We start from the raw sequence: 16,191 nt of genomic DNA on the forward strand, positions 1-16,191 counted from the left end.
CAGCAAAGAACATAGTCTCCTGCGGTGGGGCTCAGGTAACACCTGAACTTAACCGAACATAACTCTCCAAAAGGTATATCATATCTTCCATGTACCCCACAGATCATGCCCATACTCAGAGACATGTCGATTCTGGTAACCGGAGGTGCAGGGTTCATAGGATCTCATCTGGTAGATGCGCTGATAAAGCACAATGATGTTACAGTCATAGATAATTTGAGCACAGGGAAGCGGGAGTACCTCAGGGCGCACGAACCCAATCCGCGCTTCAGGCTCATAGAAGCTGATCTGCTCGACAGGCTAGAGGTCTATGATGCCGTGAAGGACAAGGACATTGTATTTCATCTGGCTGCCAACCCATCTGTAGCAGTGGGGGAGACCGATACGAGGGTCCACCTCGAGCAGAACGCCCTCACCACATACAACCTTCTCGAGGCGATGCGCCGGGCCAGAGTCAGGAGAATCGCATTCACATCCACCTCGACCGTTTATGGAGAGGCGAAGATCATACCGACGCCAGAGGATTATGGCCCGCTGAAGCCGATATCGCTCTACGGGGCCTCGAAGCTTGCATGCGAGGCGATGATCTCATCTTACTGCCACACATTTGATATGCAGGCCTGGATATACCGCTTCGCGAACATAGTGGGAGAGCGCGGGAACCACGGGGTGATCGTGGATTTCATAAGAAAGCTCAGGGCAAACCCGAACGAGCTCGAGATCCTCGGATCGGGTGCGCAGCGGAAGTCCTACCTCGATGTCAGAGACTGCGTGGATGCGATGATACACTGTGTCGAGCACGCGGACGAGCAGGTGAACATATACAACATAGGCTCTCAGGACACCATCGATGTCAGGGAGATTGCGGATATAGTTGTCAAAACGATGGGCCTGGACGGTGTGAGGTACAGATTCACAGGCGGGATCGATGGAAGGGGCTGGAAGGGAGACGTGAAGCTGATGTGCCTCTCAACGGATGCGATAAGAGCGCTGGGCTGGAGGCCAAGGCTGAGCTCGAGGGAGGCAGTGGCCAGGGCCACAGAATCGCTGCTCAAGGAGATCTGAGGCAGAGGCCACCATCAGAGGCATCTGCCGCCAGACAGGCGTGATCAACAGATGTGATTGCCTGCCAGCCATCAAGGGCAGGCGACTGAATGAAGACTGAATGGATTTACCAGATCCTCTCCCAGCCGCCATCCTTCGGCCTTATCCTGTAGGTCTTCCCTTTTGCCAGAAGATAATTGTGAAGATCCGCCACGTCCCTGAAGAAGCGCTTGTCGTGGAGGTTGTTGTATATGTCCTCTGATGTGAAACCGCTCAGCTTGCCCCTTCCGTATACGATCCTCTCGATCGTGTAGTATATGTCATCAAACTTCCTGATCGGCCGGGTCCACTCCTTGAACTTCATCAGACCACCATGCGTGATGGGTCGCGGCTGAATATCAAACTTTCGTCCCGTGCGGCGCCATTGCCTGGACAATCTCTTTCTCAGAAAGTGCTCGAATCACTTGAAGAGTCCGGGCCGAGTCAGACTCTTGGTGCTTTACAAAAAGTTATGATCATATGTGTATCATGTGCTGGAGGTCACATGTCCAAATGATCAAAACCAGCATCCGATCTGCGAAGGCCAAGATATTTTGCCGATAAGCATTCACCACCTGCACATGGGATCCGAGCACCTGGAGAGGTATCGCGATATCATACCTGATTTCGATGCATTCCTGGATTTCATGAGCAGGCCGCTGCCGGTGACCATTAGAATAAATACACTGAAGACCTCAGTCCCGGAGCTGCTCTCCAGGCTGGACCGCCTGGGGATCGGGTACGAGCGCATGCGATGGTATCCACTCGGGTTGAGGCTGGATGCGGAGAAGCCGGGAAGGCTCATGGAGTTTCACATGGGCCTGATTCACGTGCAGGAGGAGCTATCCATGCTACCGCCAGTAGTTCTCGATCCGCAGCCCGGAGAGAGGATACTGGACCTGTGTGCGGCTCCAGGCGGGAAGGCCGCGCAGATAAGCATGCAGATGTCAAACAAGGGGCTTGTGGTCGCGAATGACAGCTCTTCAGCACGCATCGTCCCGCTCAGGGCAAATCTTGAGAGGCTCGGCGCGGTCAATGTCGTCGTCACCTCCTATGATGGGAGGCGATTTCCACAGTACAACTTCGACAGAGCGCTTGTAGATGCGCCATGCTCGAGCGAGGGCACCGCTCGAAGATATCCTGAGGTGATCGCGAGATGCTCTGCGAAGAGAAGCGCTGATCTGCAGAACCTCCAGGTATCGCTCCTGCGGAGGGCGATCCAGCTGACAAAGCCCGGAGGGGTCGTGGTGTACTCCACGTGCACTTTCGCCCCGGAGGAGAACGAGGGGGTTGTATCCAGAGTGCTCGATCTCGCTGATCTGGAGAGCTTCACAATCCAAGGCCTCAGATCAAGCCAGGGTATAGCGTCGTGGAACAGCATCGATTACGGCGAGGAGCTCGTGAAATGCAGAAGGTATTATCCACATGAGAATGACACGGGGGGATTCTTTGTCGCGAAGCTCCGCAGAAGGCTTTCAGCTGGTGAATAAAGATGCAGTGGTATCTTTGTGGAATGAGAGGTTCGGCATCCCTGAGAAGGTCTTCGAGAGAATCAGCTTCTTCAGGCGCGGAAGGATGATATGGGCGTTCAGCCTTCCCGAGATCCCGCCGTTCAGGTGCGAGAGCGTTGGGATGAGGGTCATATCGATGCGCGAGAGCCCGTGGAAGCCGACGACCTACGCGCTCCAGCTCTGGGGGAGATATGCGAGAAAGAACGTCATCGATCTGGATGATGAGATGGCGAGACGCTTCTTCGCGGGCGAGAGCCTGGAGCTGAGGGCCCCGGTGGAGAGGGGTTATGTGGTTGTAACTCACATGGGCTCTGTGATAGGCTGTGGCCTATACACCCCCGGAAGGCTGATCTCGCAGCTTCCCAGGGAGCGCAGGATTCTTGAGATTGAGGATCAACCGGCGTGTCAGGATAACACCCATCCTGGAGACGCACATCATGAAGGCGCTGAGTGATTCGACCTGTGAAGACATGCTGAACGATTCCGGGGATCGTGCGGAGCTGAATCGCGATCTCATGCGGTTCCTCTGGCGAAACCCGATGAGGCTATTCTCCCTCTCCCGCAGGCTCCAGGAGAGCTGCTGCGGGAGGGAGGTGACATACGTCATAAACAGGAACATCAACTTCACCAATATCTGTGTAGGAAGATGCAGGTTCTGCGCGTTCAGGAAGAGCGATGGTTACATCCTGACACATGAGGAGATCGTTCAGAGGGCGAAGGAGGCCGAGCAGCTGGGCGCCACCGAGATATGCCTCCAGGGCGGTCTGGCGCCAGGGCTCACTGTGGAAGACTACTGTGAAATTCTTGAAGTACTCAAATCAAACTTCCCCCGGATGCATCTCCACGCCTACTCTCCAATGGAGGTGATGCACATGTCGAGATGCTCCGGGGTAGATGTCCATGAGGCCCTTCGCTCCTTGAGGGATTCGGGTCTCGATTCGATGCCCGGGACGGCAGCAGAGCTGCTGGTCGATTCTGTGAGAAAAGTGATATGTCCGGAGAAGCTCAGCACCTCAGAATGGTCTTTCATCATAAAAGCTGCGCACGCGATGGGCATACCAACGACCTCGACGATGCTCTACGGTCACATCGAGAGCTTCGAGGACAGGCTGAGTCATTTAGAGGTCATCAGATCGATACAGCTGGAGACCGGAGGGTTCACGGAGTTTGTGCTTCTCCCATTCGTCCCCGGGAACACAGAGCTCGGGAGGATCTCATCGCCTCCAGACATCCTTGAGAACCTGAAGATGCACGCGCTCGCAAGAGTTGCGCTTCACCCGTACATAACAAACATCCAGGCGAGCTGGGTGAAGCTCGGAAGGGAGGTTGCAGGCGCAGCTATAGAATGGGGCGCAAACGATCTCGGCGGGACGCTCATGGAGGAGAACATATCGAGATGCGCAGGCTCAAAAGAGGGACAGTACATGTCTCCGGATGAGTTTCAGGATCTCATAAAGAAACACGGGAGAGTACCGACGCAGAGGGACACGCTGTACAGAAGGATACTCCGATAGGAAGTAGCAGAGCGTAAACTTCGGTCGCTCTTGTGGTTTCAACAACTTAGAGGACATGCAATCTGGTCGCTAGAGGCACTCATTCCTTCTCCAAGAACGCATAGCAGGATCGGTGTCTTTCCGGAAAAGATCATGTGGATAAGAGCGACTTCGGTTTTTCAGGCCGGTAAGTCACTCGCAATTTGAGCGTACTTTGGGTCTGATGATCCTCCAAACATGCCTCCAGCAGCTAGTGCTGCAGGATGTTCTATGGTCCCAGCGGGCGCTGCCCTCCGGGCTCAGTATCCACGCATGATCTTGAGTATGATCCTGGCGATCATGTAGGCGATCAGGAACACTATGACATAGAACAGTATCTCAGCTGCCTCCACACATCAAGCCTCCTCGTGCATGACACCTGTGTAGAATTCATCTGCTCCTCACGCTGGACTGGCTGGAAGGCCGCTCCAATTTGGCGTGCGTGCATGACACCTGTGTAGAATTCATCTGCTCCTCACCGTGTATGGAAGCAATCCTCCTGCAAGCAGTATCTCCCGCTGCCGCCTGCTCAGCTCCATCCTCAGAGGTATCTCGCGATCCCCGGCGATCGCCTTCACCTGAGACTCCCCGCTCTCCAGGGCATTTCTGATATCAGGTATTGTCATGCTCATGCCCTGCTCGATGATATCATAATCGGACTCCCTGACGAAGTAGAGCGGGAGTATCCCGAAGTTCACGAGGTTTGCGGCATGTATCCTCTCTATAGATTTCGCTACGACCGCCTTCACCCCCAGATACATCGGGCACATCGCAGCGTGCTCCCTGGAGGATCCCTGGCCATAGCTCACACCCGCGACGATGAAGTTGTGCAGCCCCTTATCACGGAGCTCAGCTGCTCTTCTCGAGAACTCAGGATCCAGCGGCTCGAAGACAAACGTCGAGTACTTCGGCACGTTCGACCTGTACTTGAGCCGAGAGCCAGCAGGCATTATGTGATCAGTCGTTATATTGTCCTCGACCTTTATGGCGACTATCCCCTTTATGCTCCCGGGCATCGGCGTGTTCCTCGGCGGCTCACCGATGTTCGGACCCCTGAATATCTCAACTCTTGCTCTCTCCGCAGCTGGTTTTGGTGGAATGATCATGCTGTCGTCTATCTCGAACCTATCCGGCATCTCCACCCTTGGAAACTCCATCTTCAGATCTGCGGGGTCAACAAACTCCCCCTTTATCGCGGCCGCTGCTGCGACCACAGGGCTCGTCAGGTAGACATTTGCGCTCGGAGTCCCGGATCTGCCCTTGAAGTTCCTGTTGCTCGTCCTTATCGAGACGGCATCAGTACCGGGAGACATGCTGTTGCCTATGCAGAAGCCACACGCGCTCTCGAGGATCCTTGCGCCGAATGCTATTAGATCGTCGAGCGCCCCACTCCTGGCCATCATCCTCAAAACCTGTCTCGATCCTGGAGCGACACCGAAGCTTACATTTGGAGGAAGATGCTTGCCTTTAACCATACTCGCAACAGTCATCATATCCGTGTACGACGAGTTGGTGCAGGAGCCCACAAGTACCTGGTCCACAGGAGTGCCTACCACCCTGCTCAGCGGGATGACGTTTCCGGGGCTGTGGGGTGCTGCAACGAGGGGCTCCAGCTCCGAGAGATCGATCTCGATACTTTTATCGTATGTAGCATCCCTGTCAGGCGCAAGCGGCACCCAGTGCTCTGCCCGGCCCTGGGCCGCGAGAAACCTTCTGGTCTGCTCATCGCTCGGAAATATCGAGGTCGTGACACCTGTCTCAGCACCCATGTTCGTGATCGTCGCCCTGTCAGGCACTGTGAGACCCGCAACTCCATCCCCCGTGTACTCGCAGACCCAGCCAATGTTTCCCTTCGTTGTGAGGATCTGCAGGACCTTGAGTATGACGTCCTTCGGGGTGACCCAGGGCTGGAGCTCTCCTGTCAGATGAACCTCCATCACCTTCGGAGCCGTCAGATAGTACGGCCCGCCGCCCATGGCCACCGCCACATCGAGCCCGCCGGCGCCTATTGCTATCATTCCCAGGCCGCCGCCTGTCGGAGTATGGCTGTCGGATCCGAGCAGCGTCTTTCCCGGGCGCCCGAACCGCTCAAGATGTACCTGATGGCATATGCCGTTTCCCGGGCGCGAGAAGTATATGCCATATCGCTCAGCGACCGACTGGAGGTACCTGTGATCGTCCGCGTTCTCGAACCCGACCTGTATCGTGTTGTGATCCACATAGCTCACAGAGAGCTCCGTGGCTATCCCCTCAAGACCCATCGACTCGAACTGAAGGTAGGCCATGGTGCCGGTCGCATCCTGTGTTAGGGTCTGGTCTATCCTTATGCCGATCTCGCTACCCGGCTCATACTTTCCATCAACGAGATGATCCCTCAGGATCCTCTCCGTCAGGGTGTATCCCATCCAAGTGACCTCCAAGATATGAGATGCATCCATCCTTCTGCGCGATCTGCCGGAGATCCCTCCAGCATCATTGCATACCTGCACGCAGCACAGCAGTTATAACCTTGAACACACCACGATCAACCACTGAATCCAGCACGCTGCGATGCGCATCACTCATCAAAGATGCACTGGTATGCAGGATGAATGGCAATCACTGCAGAAACATTCATTCAGCACTCGCAGAGGTATCTATCGCATGCCAGGGTGCATCTGGAAACTGCTTCTACAAATCACATCCAAATGATATACAGTTTTCTGTGGCGAGGAGGGACGTGTCCGAAAGAGGTTGGAGCCAGAAATTATGAGCCATACCGCTCTTGTTTGTCATAAGCGCTCTATCCTTATTCGGACAGGTCCGCGAAGAGACCAGAAGATACGCGCTAAACCTCCGGATGCGCTGCACATGTTTGACCCTGCATCACTCAAACTGGATCCTCTCATCCCTTCTGTATGCCATCGCGAGGCATGTGGCCTTCAGCTGCCCTTCCTGATTTCTGACCTCGATGTTGTATGTTGAGATCCTCCTGGTTCTGCTGACCTCTCTGGCCTCTGCATAAAGCGTCTCATCAGGACTTGCGGGACGGAGGTAGTCCACGGTCACGCTTATCGCCACCGCGACAGCCCCATGAGAGTTTGCCGCCGCACCAAATGCCTGGTCTATCAGAGAGAATATTGCACCGCCGTGAACGGTCCCAAAGAAGTTTCTGTTCTCCCAAGATGGCTCCATCACGACCTTCGAGTATCCCTCATCAAGCTCAACAAGCCTCATCCCAAGCCTTCGTGCGAACGGCTGCTCGTCGACCTTTGAGCGAAGCATCTCCAACATCCCGGTTGATTCCATGAGAATTTCTTGTTCAAGGATCTAAATAAAACCCATGTTCTGGAGTTCACGCTCCTCCAGATCATCGTTTGCGGAGGGCAGACTGGCACAGCACCGAGATAATATCTGCTGCAGTCGGAAGACAGGCAGAATCGGCACCGCGAGATGATCAAGCGGACAGAATAACCAGCTGGAATGTGTTTGAATTAAAAACATCAGGGGGCTTCAAACCCCCGGGCTTCACTTCGGCGGCCAGTAGCTCTTCATCCACTCGACTATGCGCCCAGAATCCTCTGGTCCCACCAGGATCTTCACCTTTCCGCCAAAGAGGTCCTCGAGCTCGCCGCTGAACTTCGCTGCCATCCCTGGCAGGACGATCGACGGATACTTCATCTTCGTGAAATCGAAGTCCGCCTCCTTGAACGCCTCGACGATCTTCTGTGGGTTCAGCTGTCCGCCTGCGACCGATGCCTGCACACCAATACCATCTGTGTTGATGGACATTATGTAGGCATCAATGTTGTTCGAGGCGACATCCGACTCCACAGTGTAGTAAGTGAGGGCGAAGTTCGTCGTGACGAAGACAGGCGATTCCTCTGTCGGATTGCCGACCTTGTAGATGCCGGGCTTGACCTGGACAGGTCTCCTCGGGTCTGTGTAGATGTTGTACCTGAGGTGCATGTCAGGCATCACGCAGTGCGGCTCGATGCAGTGCTTGATCATTATCGAGGCGCCGCGTATGACGAACGTCGCTGTAAGGACAGACTCCCAGTAGGCGGCCCTCACCGGATCCTTGGTGGTGAACCATGCGTTGATCGGCAGGGCGATCGTCGGGTAGGCGATGTCCTTCTGGCCCTCCTCGAGCGCCGCCCTTCTGAGCTTGAGAAGGTTGTGCAGCGACTCCTGGAGCTTCTTGCCGTTGGGCGCTGTTCCGAAGTCGAGAATCAGATCATGGATACCCATCTGCTCGAACGTAAGCGCCATCGACTTGAGTCCATCGAGATCGAATGGCACGCTGAGAACGACCGGCACGTTGAACTCGTGGACGAGCTTCGCGACCTCCTGCCAGTTGTCCTTGTTTGCTGCGTACACCAGTGGTCTGGTCTTGGCTGCGACCTCAAGACCAGCGCGGAGAACCTTTGGATCGAAGGAGCAGAGTATCATCGGGTAATCTGTGGTCTCCATGACCTTCTTCACGCACGCGGCGAACTTTGCGGGATCGCCTGAGGTTGACCTGACAGCGATCATCTCCACGCGCTCCCACTTGCCTATGTAGAACTTCTTCCACGTGCTGATCTTCTTCACACGCTCGACGAGCGCTGCCTCCTCCATCGTGTCTGTGACGTCGTAGGCAAATGGCGGCTTGTTGAAGAACGTCATCTGGTGGCGGTACATGACATCCTCGCCGCCGACCTTCTGCTCCTTCTCGCCTGTTCCGACGTAGACAAGCCTGATCTCAGGAGCAACTATCGCCTTGAGGGTCTCGTACTTCTTCGCGTACTTCTTCTCCTCGGCCAGCGGTGTGCACTCCTCGACGCGCTTGGACCTGTCGATCAGAGCAGCTGCAAATGCCATGCAGGTCTGGAATCCACATTTGCCACAGTTGGTCTGAGGCAGATGCTTGTAAAGGTTTAGGGGGCTCTTTTCCTTCATCGCTATCAGACCTCCATCTTGACCCAGTTGGTTATATCAGGAGTCTCCGCATCTATCAGTCCCATGAGAGTCTGTGTGATCTCCTGGAGGTAGGCGACCGCAAGAGGATGCATCATCATGAATATATCCACGCCCGCCATCGCAAGCGAGAATCCGGTGATGATCTCCCAGATCGGGCCTCTGAGCATCCTGTCGCCCCAGTCGGAGTCCTCCTTGTTGGGCGAGCGGACCATCCAGGCCTCCCTGACGCCCCATGCGTTTGTCGTGCCTGAGGACATCGGGAATGTAAGCTCCTCGTCTCCCTTAAGCGCTCCAAGCCTTATGCGCTCCATGTTGGTGTACGCGAAGTCGAGACCATAGGCGAGAGCAGCCGTTGTTGGATCCATCACTATGGACTCCCTCGGCACGCCTGCGACCTTCATGAGCTTCCTGTTGAGCTCCTTCTGGGAGTTGATCTCGAGCTGCGTCCATGCCAGGCAGACATGACCGTTGTCCACGCATGCCCTCCCTATCTTCTCCCAGTCCATGTTCAGGTTGGCGCTTGCGATCAGCGCGCGTTCGCCCTGTGCGACTTCTGCAGCAGCTTTGAGAACCTCAGGATCCTTGTCCGGATTGCCGGAGCCACCGATGCATATCGGGACATCCACAGCCTGGAGAACCTCCTCCACAGTCTTCGCTGCCTCTCTGGGAGGAGTATCCTTCAGGAGGGGATCTGTGCTTATGAGGTGTATCGTGACGAGATCGGCACCGAACTTTGTGACTGCCTTCTTCGCCCACTCGCCGGGATCGTTGATGACATCCTCGTAGTGCATCTTCACAGCCTTTGCCATGCCGATGGGCATATCGAAGACGTCCATTGTGACCACGGGCCTGTGCGGCATTGGCGCATCATAGAAGAACGGCAGCGCCTTCTCCCCTCCTATCTTGATCGTGTGGCCTCTGCTTCCGCCATCTGCCTTAGTGGCCCCAAGCGTCACCTCCTGGATTGGATACTTCCACGTCTCATCGATTCCAACCTGGAACTTCGCCTGGACCAGGCTGGTGGCGACCTTCCACTCTGGGACCTTGGCCGCCGCCTCAACAACCTCAGCAGGGGCTGGAGATATAGCATGCGCAACTGCAGCAGGCTGGAGCAGAGCATCTACCGGATACCCCATGCTCCTGGCGAACTTGACGAGCTGCACCGCGATCTGGGCAACCTCCTGGCCGAAGTAGTAGGCGAAGAGCGGCCCTATGCCGGCAGCCCCGGTATCTATCTCGATCTCTATATCGCCCTCGATGGATACACCCTCAAGGGCCTCCACGCCGTATTGCGCCAAAGTCTTGTTCAGATCTGATAACTTGATCTTCTTCTCCTCTGCCATATAAATCACCCTTCAAATACCCAGAGCCTTGACGACATGCTCCTCGATCTCCTTCACAGAAGGCGCATCGTCAGGCAGGTTTATCAATGGGTCTCCCACTAGATCGAAGTTGGCTAACCTCTCATCGTAGGGGATTGTTCCGATAACATTGAGGCTGACGGACCTGGCGTTCTCGATGATCTTCTCTTTATTGTTTTCAGTCACTTTGTTGGCGATGACGTAGAGGTTGTTGTACTTCAGGCCGAGCTCCGAGGCCAGCTCCCTTATCCTCTCTCCCGTGGTAAGACCACGCCTGGAGGAGTCTGTGACCACGATCAACGAGTCCAGGTCAGGGATAACCTTTCTGCTGAAGTGCTCCAGACCCGCAGCGGTATCTATGATTGTGATGTCATACTGATCTATCAGCCTGTCCATTATGCCCCTGAGAAGATTGTTGACAAAACAGTAACATCCTGATCCCTCGGGTTTGCCCATGACCAGAAGATCGTAGCCGTTCTCCTCCACGAGTATCTCGAAGATCTTCGCCTCGAAGAGCCTCTCTTTGTCAGTCTCCGGCGGTGTGGTGTATCTGGCCTCCTGCATGAACTCCCGCATATCGCCAACGGTCTTTGTCACCTCCACGCCAAGAGCATCGGCGAGGTTTGAATCCGGATCGGCATCGATCACCAGAACGCGGTATTTCCTGCCGCTCTTGATCAGATATCTGACGAGAAGAGCGGCGACTGCAGTCTTGCCAGTGCCACCCTTTCCTGTTATCGCTATTACTCTCCCCAAGATCTAGCCTTCCTTACTTCTTCTGCTTGATGACTACTTCCTGAATGTGTACAGTCGCACCTCTGAGCTCCAGGACGATTCCCTGAGAACCAGCAGCGGGCGCAAACATCGGTGCAGCAGGTGCCGCCGCAGATGCGGGAGCAGCAGCGGGCGCAGCCGCAGGTGCAGCAGCTTCCTTCTTCTTGAGCACTAACTTGGCCATATACCAAAACCTCCCTCTCAATCTCCCTCAGCAAAAATATAGAGGAGACAGGTGTTCTACTTCGCCAGAACCACCTTGTCTATGGTTATCTTCGCGTCCTTCAGCACCAGCTTTATGCCAGCACCGCCGGCCGCGGGCATGGCGAATGCCGGAGCTCCAGCAGGTGCGGCAGCCGCGGGGGCTGCAGCAGGAGCGGCCGCTGGTGCAGCCGCCGCCTTCTTCTTCAATACCAGCTTGGCCATTTCAAAACCCTCCAATTCACTCTAGCACGCCATCGGCCTGGAGTGCCTCGACAACCTGCATGAACTGCCCCTCACTCATGAGAAGCTCGTTCTTCACGTTGTCTGTATCGATCTCTCCTTCATACTTCTCGATGAAGGCGATGACCTGCTCCTTGAGCTCGTCTGTGATCTCCTCGAACTTCCATCCCTCGGTTATCTTCTTGTTGTCAACAGGCCTCACAACACCTGTGACGACAGGATGATCGACCTTGAGCAGGAACCTCTTCAGGGACTCGAGATCTGTGGCATCGTCCTCTGTGGCGATCTTGTCGTACATCTCCGCGGGTATTCCTTCCTTCACCCTCTCCTTGAGCCTCTTGGACATCCAGACGATCCTGCGCCAGCCGCCGTCTGCCTGGAGGAACTTCGGGGAGAAGTAATACAGCACACCCATTCCGAGGAAGCCAACGACCTGCTTGCCACCGCCTGTCTGTCCGGCCATGGTCGAGAACGGCAGGCCGTTCGGAGCATTGCCCTTGTATTCGCGATCACAGATCCCTATTCCGTCGACCTCAGGCATGTAGAAACCGATCGTCTCGAAGCAGCCGCAGGATGTGTGTGGCGCATCGAAGAAGGTGTACAGCTTCATCACCGTGTACTCGCCGCCGGATCTCTTCGCAGCCATCTGGTTGATGCTCTCGTACTCGCCAGTGATCGGATCCTTCAGTCCCTCCTTCGGTATCGGGAACTGCGGGCCCTCCGGGTCGACCTTAGCCGCAGCACGGCCATCGAACCATGTGATAGCGCCGCAGAGCGAAGGCCTGTCGGGCGTCACGACGCATGCGCTTGTGGGGGCGAACGCCTGGCAGAGTGTGCATCCGTAGAAGACATCCACATCCTCGTCATGCAGACCCTTCGCCCTCTCGTCTCTCGCCCTGTAGACCTGCATCGCCTTCTCCAGCTCTTCCTTGACCTTCGCCGGATCCGTGACGATTGTAACCTCCATCTTCTCGATGAAGGGCATCTCGGCCTTGTAGAGGTTGATGACAGGCTTGAATATCTGCTCCCAGGATGTAACGCCCTTCTTCTGCAGGCTCTTGCCTAGCCTCATCCAGATATCATACCTCTGGTTAAGGTGCATGAGGCCGCTGATGTAGGAGAGCAGAGCATGGTTGCGCCTCTCTATGATCGACTCCAGGTCCTTCTCGATCTTCTCGCCTGCGACCTTGAAGATCATGCCGAAGGGGATTGTTGAGCCCTCCTTGACATCCTTCAGGTCAGGCCCGATGATCGTGACCTTCCCGTCCTCTACCTCGTCCATTGAGGCGGCCAGTGTCAGCTCGAATCCGTCTGCCTTCGGTCCACCCATCTCTACCCACAGGTCGTCCTTCCTTATGCGCTCCCCTTCGTACATCGGGGATATGTCCAGTTGGATCTCTTCAGCCATTTCTACACCTCTCCTAATACCAAAATAAATTTTGGAATTATTATCTCACATCACTTCTTCAGTATTGCAATCAGCTCATCGATCGCCTCGTGGTATCCTGCAGAGTCGAACGCCAGGTTCCCGAATGTCATATCAGCGTTGACATGGTAGTACCTGTCGATGGAGACGCGCTTGATATCCCTGTTGAAGTGCTTCAGCGCAGAGAACATGGCGTTTGCGAACTTGTAGAAGATACCCATGAAGATGACCACATCGTAGTGGCCCTGCCCATCCAGACCCTTCCAGTCCTTGAATCGCAGGTAGTTGGTCAGCGGATGCAGCCCGATCTGATAGACGTTCGTCGTGTACCCTCTCTCGATGAAGCCCTTGATCGTGTGAGCTGTCGCAGCGATCGTCATGTTCTTAGCCTTGGCGATCTCTATCGCCTTATCGAACATGACCGGGTCGTCGAAGAGCTCTGCTCCCACGACCAGCAGCGGCCTCTTTGCCTTCTTTATGATGGCGCCTATGACCTTCACAGGATAGGCCTTTGCCATCTCAGGCCCGGGGATCTGGGCCATCTCAAAAGGTATGGGGTTTTTGGTTGTGTCGACTGCCATTTCCCTCACTTCCTGACCCTGATCTTCCTCTCGATGTTGGTCGGATCGAAGCTCACATCTGCCGGCCTGATCGGACCCTCGACGATCTTCTTCGCCTTCCAGTCGATCTTCCAGCCGTACTTCTCCTCGAGCTCCTTCATCATCTGGTCCTTCCAGGCGAGCGGAAGCTCAGATGCATGCCTCACATAGACAGGCCAGTCATCCGGCAGCTTGCCGAAGTACTTCATGGATATATCGCAGTAGTGGGTCAGCTTGATCATACGGCCAATCGAGTTATCACTGGGTCTGAAGCATAGCTTGGCCATCATCAGCATGGCCTCCTCCTTTGTTTCCGCAACGTACAGCATGTGCTCAGGAGCAGGCTCGATCCTCACCTTGGAGCCATCTCTTGCATCTATAACCATCCAGTCCTCTGGCAGATCGGCCCTTCCCAGGAACGCCCTGCGGTATATCACAGAATGTGGCTGCACCACAACAGGTACACCAATCCTGTTAACACCAGTCGCAATTGAGGCTGCCTTCTGCGAGTATGCGCCCCAGGCTATGCCGCACGCTCCGACCTTGGAGAGTATGTAATCTGCAATATCATCGTAGTTTGCACGATGGTTCCTGTGAGCGAATATCGTGGCGACCTTTATCGCAGCTCCATGTATGTGGGCATTTGCAACACATGATCCGACGTTACATATATTTCTGCCATCGAATGCACCTGGATACTGCTCCCAGATCGTCTTGCCCTCTGCATCAGTGTAGAGGGACATATCCATCGCCATGCAGCCCGTTGTGACAACAATATACCCTCTATCGACGAACTCCTTGGCGATGTCATAGCACTCCTTGGTGCCGTTTGGATAGTTGCTGCATCCGACAAGCGCTATCACGCCGGGGATTGTGCCGAGAACTATGGGCGCGCCGACCGCCCTGATCTCTGTATCCCTGATCGGCCCTCTGCCAGCCCTCATCTTGAACTTCTGGTTCCTGATGTACTCCCTGTTGGCATACTCATACATCTTAAGTATCGGGATGTTCTGCCTGCAGACCTGCTCGCATCTGCCACATCCAACGCAAACCTCATATGTCGAGGAGAACGGCTCCAGGTTGCCCTTCGCGGCTTCTTCCATGAGATTGCTTATCCTGATGTGCGGCGGGCAGACGAATGCGCACTCATTGCACTTGGTACAGCTCGAGACCAGCTTCTTGAACTCATCCTCTGTGAGGACGATCCTGTTCCTGATATCTGCGCGCTTCGGCTTTACTGCAATGGCGGTCTTGACGCCCACCTCTCCAGCCTTCACCGGATCCAGTATGACAACACCTGGCACCCGGAAGTTAACCAGATCATCCACAATCTCATCGACCGGGTCATTTGTCCTATCCTTGAGACCATATAAGATTTTGTCATTGGTGGCGATCAGTGGTATCTTGCGCTCCTCGCAGTCCTTCAGGGCATCGCACCATACGCACTGCTCATCAACCATCACTGTGTCCATGATCCCTGCCCTGACCATCTTCCTCCACCAGCCGACTGCGCCTGCGACCTTCGCCTTGGTTCCGATCATGTCAGGAACCTTCTTCTCACCCATGCCCTCGCCGATCCTGGTGAGATCGATGGCCGTGCAGCATACGCCACCTATATCGACTTTGTCCCAAAGGTTGTTCGTCTCAGTGTAGAACATAGCCTCGGCGCCGGCTGCGAGGTTGTGGCCATATGCGATAAGAACGGCCTTGTTCTGGTCCAGCGTACCCATGCCGATCTCGACTAGCGGAGCGTTCGGATCGCCGCGTGGCATGTTGTAGGCCACGATCTGCAGCATATCGCAGATCTCCTTGCCGAGCGAATCTATCATGCCCGCATGAAGGGCCTTGGACTCGAAATCGACATAGCTGCCCTCCTGACCTGTATGCGTTGCCGCCAGAAGCTGCGTGATCTGCTCCTCGCAGTACTCAAGAGCCTTGCCGAAGTCCTTCAGCGATTTCGGCCTGATGCCGATTATGGTCTCAGTCAGGGGTGCTGTCACAAGTATATCTGTGCCCATATCGAACTTCATATCTCCGAACTTGTCGAGAGTCCAGTGGTACAGATGACGCCCATGGGCTGTGTGAGCGCATGTGCCCATCAGGCATGCGACAAGAACGATCTTTCCGCACGTCCCTGCCATATCTATGCCGCATGCTCCGCGCTTGTTGCCGGTGAGATCACATGGACCAAATGTACAGAGTGTACAGGTATCGTCTGCAGGCGCGTAGAATATTCTGTAACGATTCAAAATCTTGAAGTCCCAGTCGCGCAGGGTTGCGATCTGCGGCTTCGGGAACGGACCCATCGGCTGGTCCCATTCCTCCTCCTCCTTAACGACAGCCCCTATGTTGATCTGGACATTCTTCATGTCCTCAACTGTAAAGCTGCCCTCGAGCTTTGCCATTGGGTTCTTGGCCTCCTTTCCTGTATATGCAGCTCACCCTTTGCGCGAAGTACATAAAACCCTTTCGGCGGGCTGTTGTTTTATAAAATTGATAACACTGTTTAATATATTTTAA

At 55.0% G+C, this 16,191-nt stretch carries 15 protein-coding genes; 4 read left to right on the forward strand and 11 right to left on the reverse strand.

Annotation, left to right across the window (positions count from 1 at the left end; genetic code table 11):
• Positions 1–105 precede the first annotated feature (105 nt).
• Positions 106–1,065 carry an NAD-dependent epimerase/dehydratase family protein gene (locus MTHE_RS01420; RefSeq protein ID WP_011695476.1) on the forward strand — a complete coding sequence of 320 codons (960 nt, stop codon included), beginning with the start codon at positions 106–108 and terminating at the stop codon, positions 1,063–1,065.
• 106 nt (positions 1,066–1,171) lie between these two features.
• On the opposite strand, the gene MTHE_RS01425 is transcribed toward MTHE_RS01420, so the two are convergent.
• Positions 1,172–1,408 (reverse strand): hypothetical protein, encoded by a 237-nt coding sequence (locus MTHE_RS01425; protein ID WP_011695477.1) that lies wholly within the window; start codon positions 1,406–1,408, stop codon positions 1,172–1,174.
• A 256-nt stretch (positions 1,409–1,664) separates the two neighbouring features.
• Between MTHE_RS01425 and MTHE_RS01430 the strand changes: the two genes are divergently transcribed.
• The 3 genes from MTHE_RS01430 to cofH are packed head-to-tail and all read left to right on the forward strand — an operon-like array spanning position 1,665 to position 4,108.
• Positions 1,665–2,573, forward strand: a complete 909-nt coding sequence (locus MTHE_RS01430; RefSeq protein ID WP_011695478.1) for an RsmB/NOP family class I SAM-dependent RNA methyltransferase — start codon at positions 1,665–1,667, stop codon at positions 2,571–2,573.
• Positions 2,566–3,048: a methyltransferase RsmF C-terminal domain-like protein gene (locus MTHE_RS01435; protein ID WP_011695479.1), complete on the forward strand. Its 483-nt coding sequence runs from the start codon at positions 2,566–2,568 to the stop codon at positions 3,046–3,048. Before MTHE_RS01430 ends, MTHE_RS01435 begins: the two co-directional genes overlap by 8 nt.
• A complete protein-coding gene (gene cofH, locus MTHE_RS01440) occupies positions 2,975–4,108 on the forward strand; it encodes a 5-amino-6-(D-ribitylamino)uracil--L-tyrosine 4-hydroxyphenyl transferase CofH (RefSeq protein WP_232840872.1) in 1,134 nt (377 codons plus the stop codon). The genes MTHE_RS01435 and cofH overlap by 74 nt, the downstream gene beginning before the upstream one ends.
• Before the next feature lie 482 nt (positions 4,109–4,590).
• On the opposite strand, the gene MTHE_RS01445 is transcribed toward cofH, so the two are convergent.
• The 10 genes from MTHE_RS01445 to cdhA all read right to left on the reverse strand — a co-directional run bounded on the left by MTHE_RS01445 (position 4,591) and on the right by cdhA (position 16,076).
• Positions 4,591–6,531, reverse strand: coding sequence for an aconitate hydratase (locus MTHE_RS01445; RefSeq protein WP_011695481.1), 1,941 nt, complete (start codon positions 6,529–6,531; stop codon positions 4,591–4,593).
• A gap of 460 nt (positions 6,532–6,991) precedes the next feature.
• Positions 6,992–7,414, reverse strand: coding sequence for a PaaI family thioesterase (locus MTHE_RS01450; RefSeq protein WP_175265676.1), 423 nt, complete (start codon positions 7,412–7,414; stop codon positions 6,992–6,994).
• Positions 7,415–7,633: 219 nt separating this feature from the next.
• On the reverse strand, positions 7,634–9,046 hold the full coding sequence (gene acsC, locus MTHE_RS01455) for an acetyl-CoA decarbonylase/synthase complex subunit gamma (protein ID WP_011695483.1): 1,413 nt from the start codon (positions 9,044–9,046) through the stop codon (positions 7,634–7,636).
• Positions 9,047–9,051: 5 nt separating this feature from the next.
• On the reverse strand, positions 9,052–10,410 hold the full coding sequence (gene cdhD, locus MTHE_RS01460; protein ID WP_011695484.1) for a CO dehydrogenase/acetyl-CoA synthase subunit delta: 1,359 nt from the start codon (positions 10,408–10,410) through the stop codon (positions 9,052–9,054).
• 12 nt (positions 10,411–10,422) lie between these two features.
• Positions 10,423–11,184 (reverse strand): ATP-binding protein, encoded by a 762-nt coding sequence (locus tag MTHE_RS01465; protein WP_011695485.1) that lies wholly within the window; start codon positions 11,182–11,184, stop codon positions 10,423–10,425.
• A 13-nt stretch (positions 11,185–11,197) separates the two neighbouring features.
• Complete coding sequence (locus tag MTHE_RS01470; protein ID WP_175265623.1) at positions 11,198–11,386, reverse strand: hypothetical protein; 189 nt, start codon at positions 11,384–11,386, stop codon at positions 11,198–11,200.
• Between the two features lie 56 nt (positions 11,387–11,442).
• Positions 11,443–11,628 carry a hypothetical protein gene (locus MTHE_RS01475; RefSeq protein ID WP_175265624.1) on the reverse strand — a complete coding sequence of 62 codons (186 nt, stop codon included), beginning with the start codon at positions 11,626–11,628 and terminating at the stop codon, positions 11,443–11,445.
• Between the two features lie 16 nt (positions 11,629–11,644).
• Positions 11,645–13,054 (reverse strand): CO dehydrogenase/CO-methylating acetyl-CoA synthase complex subunit beta, encoded by a 1,410-nt coding sequence (cdhC, locus tag MTHE_RS01480; protein ID WP_011695486.1) that lies wholly within the window; start codon positions 13,052–13,054, stop codon positions 11,645–11,647.
• A 50-nt stretch (positions 13,055–13,104) separates the two neighbouring features.
• Complete coding sequence (gene cdhB, locus MTHE_RS01485) at positions 13,105–13,653, reverse strand: CO dehydrogenase/acetyl-CoA synthase complex subunit epsilon (protein WP_011695487.1); 549 nt, start codon at positions 13,651–13,653, stop codon at positions 13,105–13,107.
• 5 nt (positions 13,654–13,658) lie between these two features.
• Positions 13,659–16,076: a CO dehydrogenase/acetyl-CoA synthase complex subunit alpha gene (cdhA, locus tag MTHE_RS01490; protein WP_011695488.1), complete on the reverse strand. Its 2,418-nt coding sequence runs from the start codon at positions 16,074–16,076 to the stop codon at positions 13,659–13,661.
• Positions 16,077–16,191: the final 115 nt, after the last annotated feature.

The organism is Methanothrix thermoacetophila PT, from assembly GCF_000014945.1.
In the GTDB taxonomy this organism is placed as follows: Archaea; Halobacteriota; Methanosarcinia; order Methanotrichales; family Methanotrichaceae; genus Methanothrix_B; species Methanothrix_B thermoacetophila.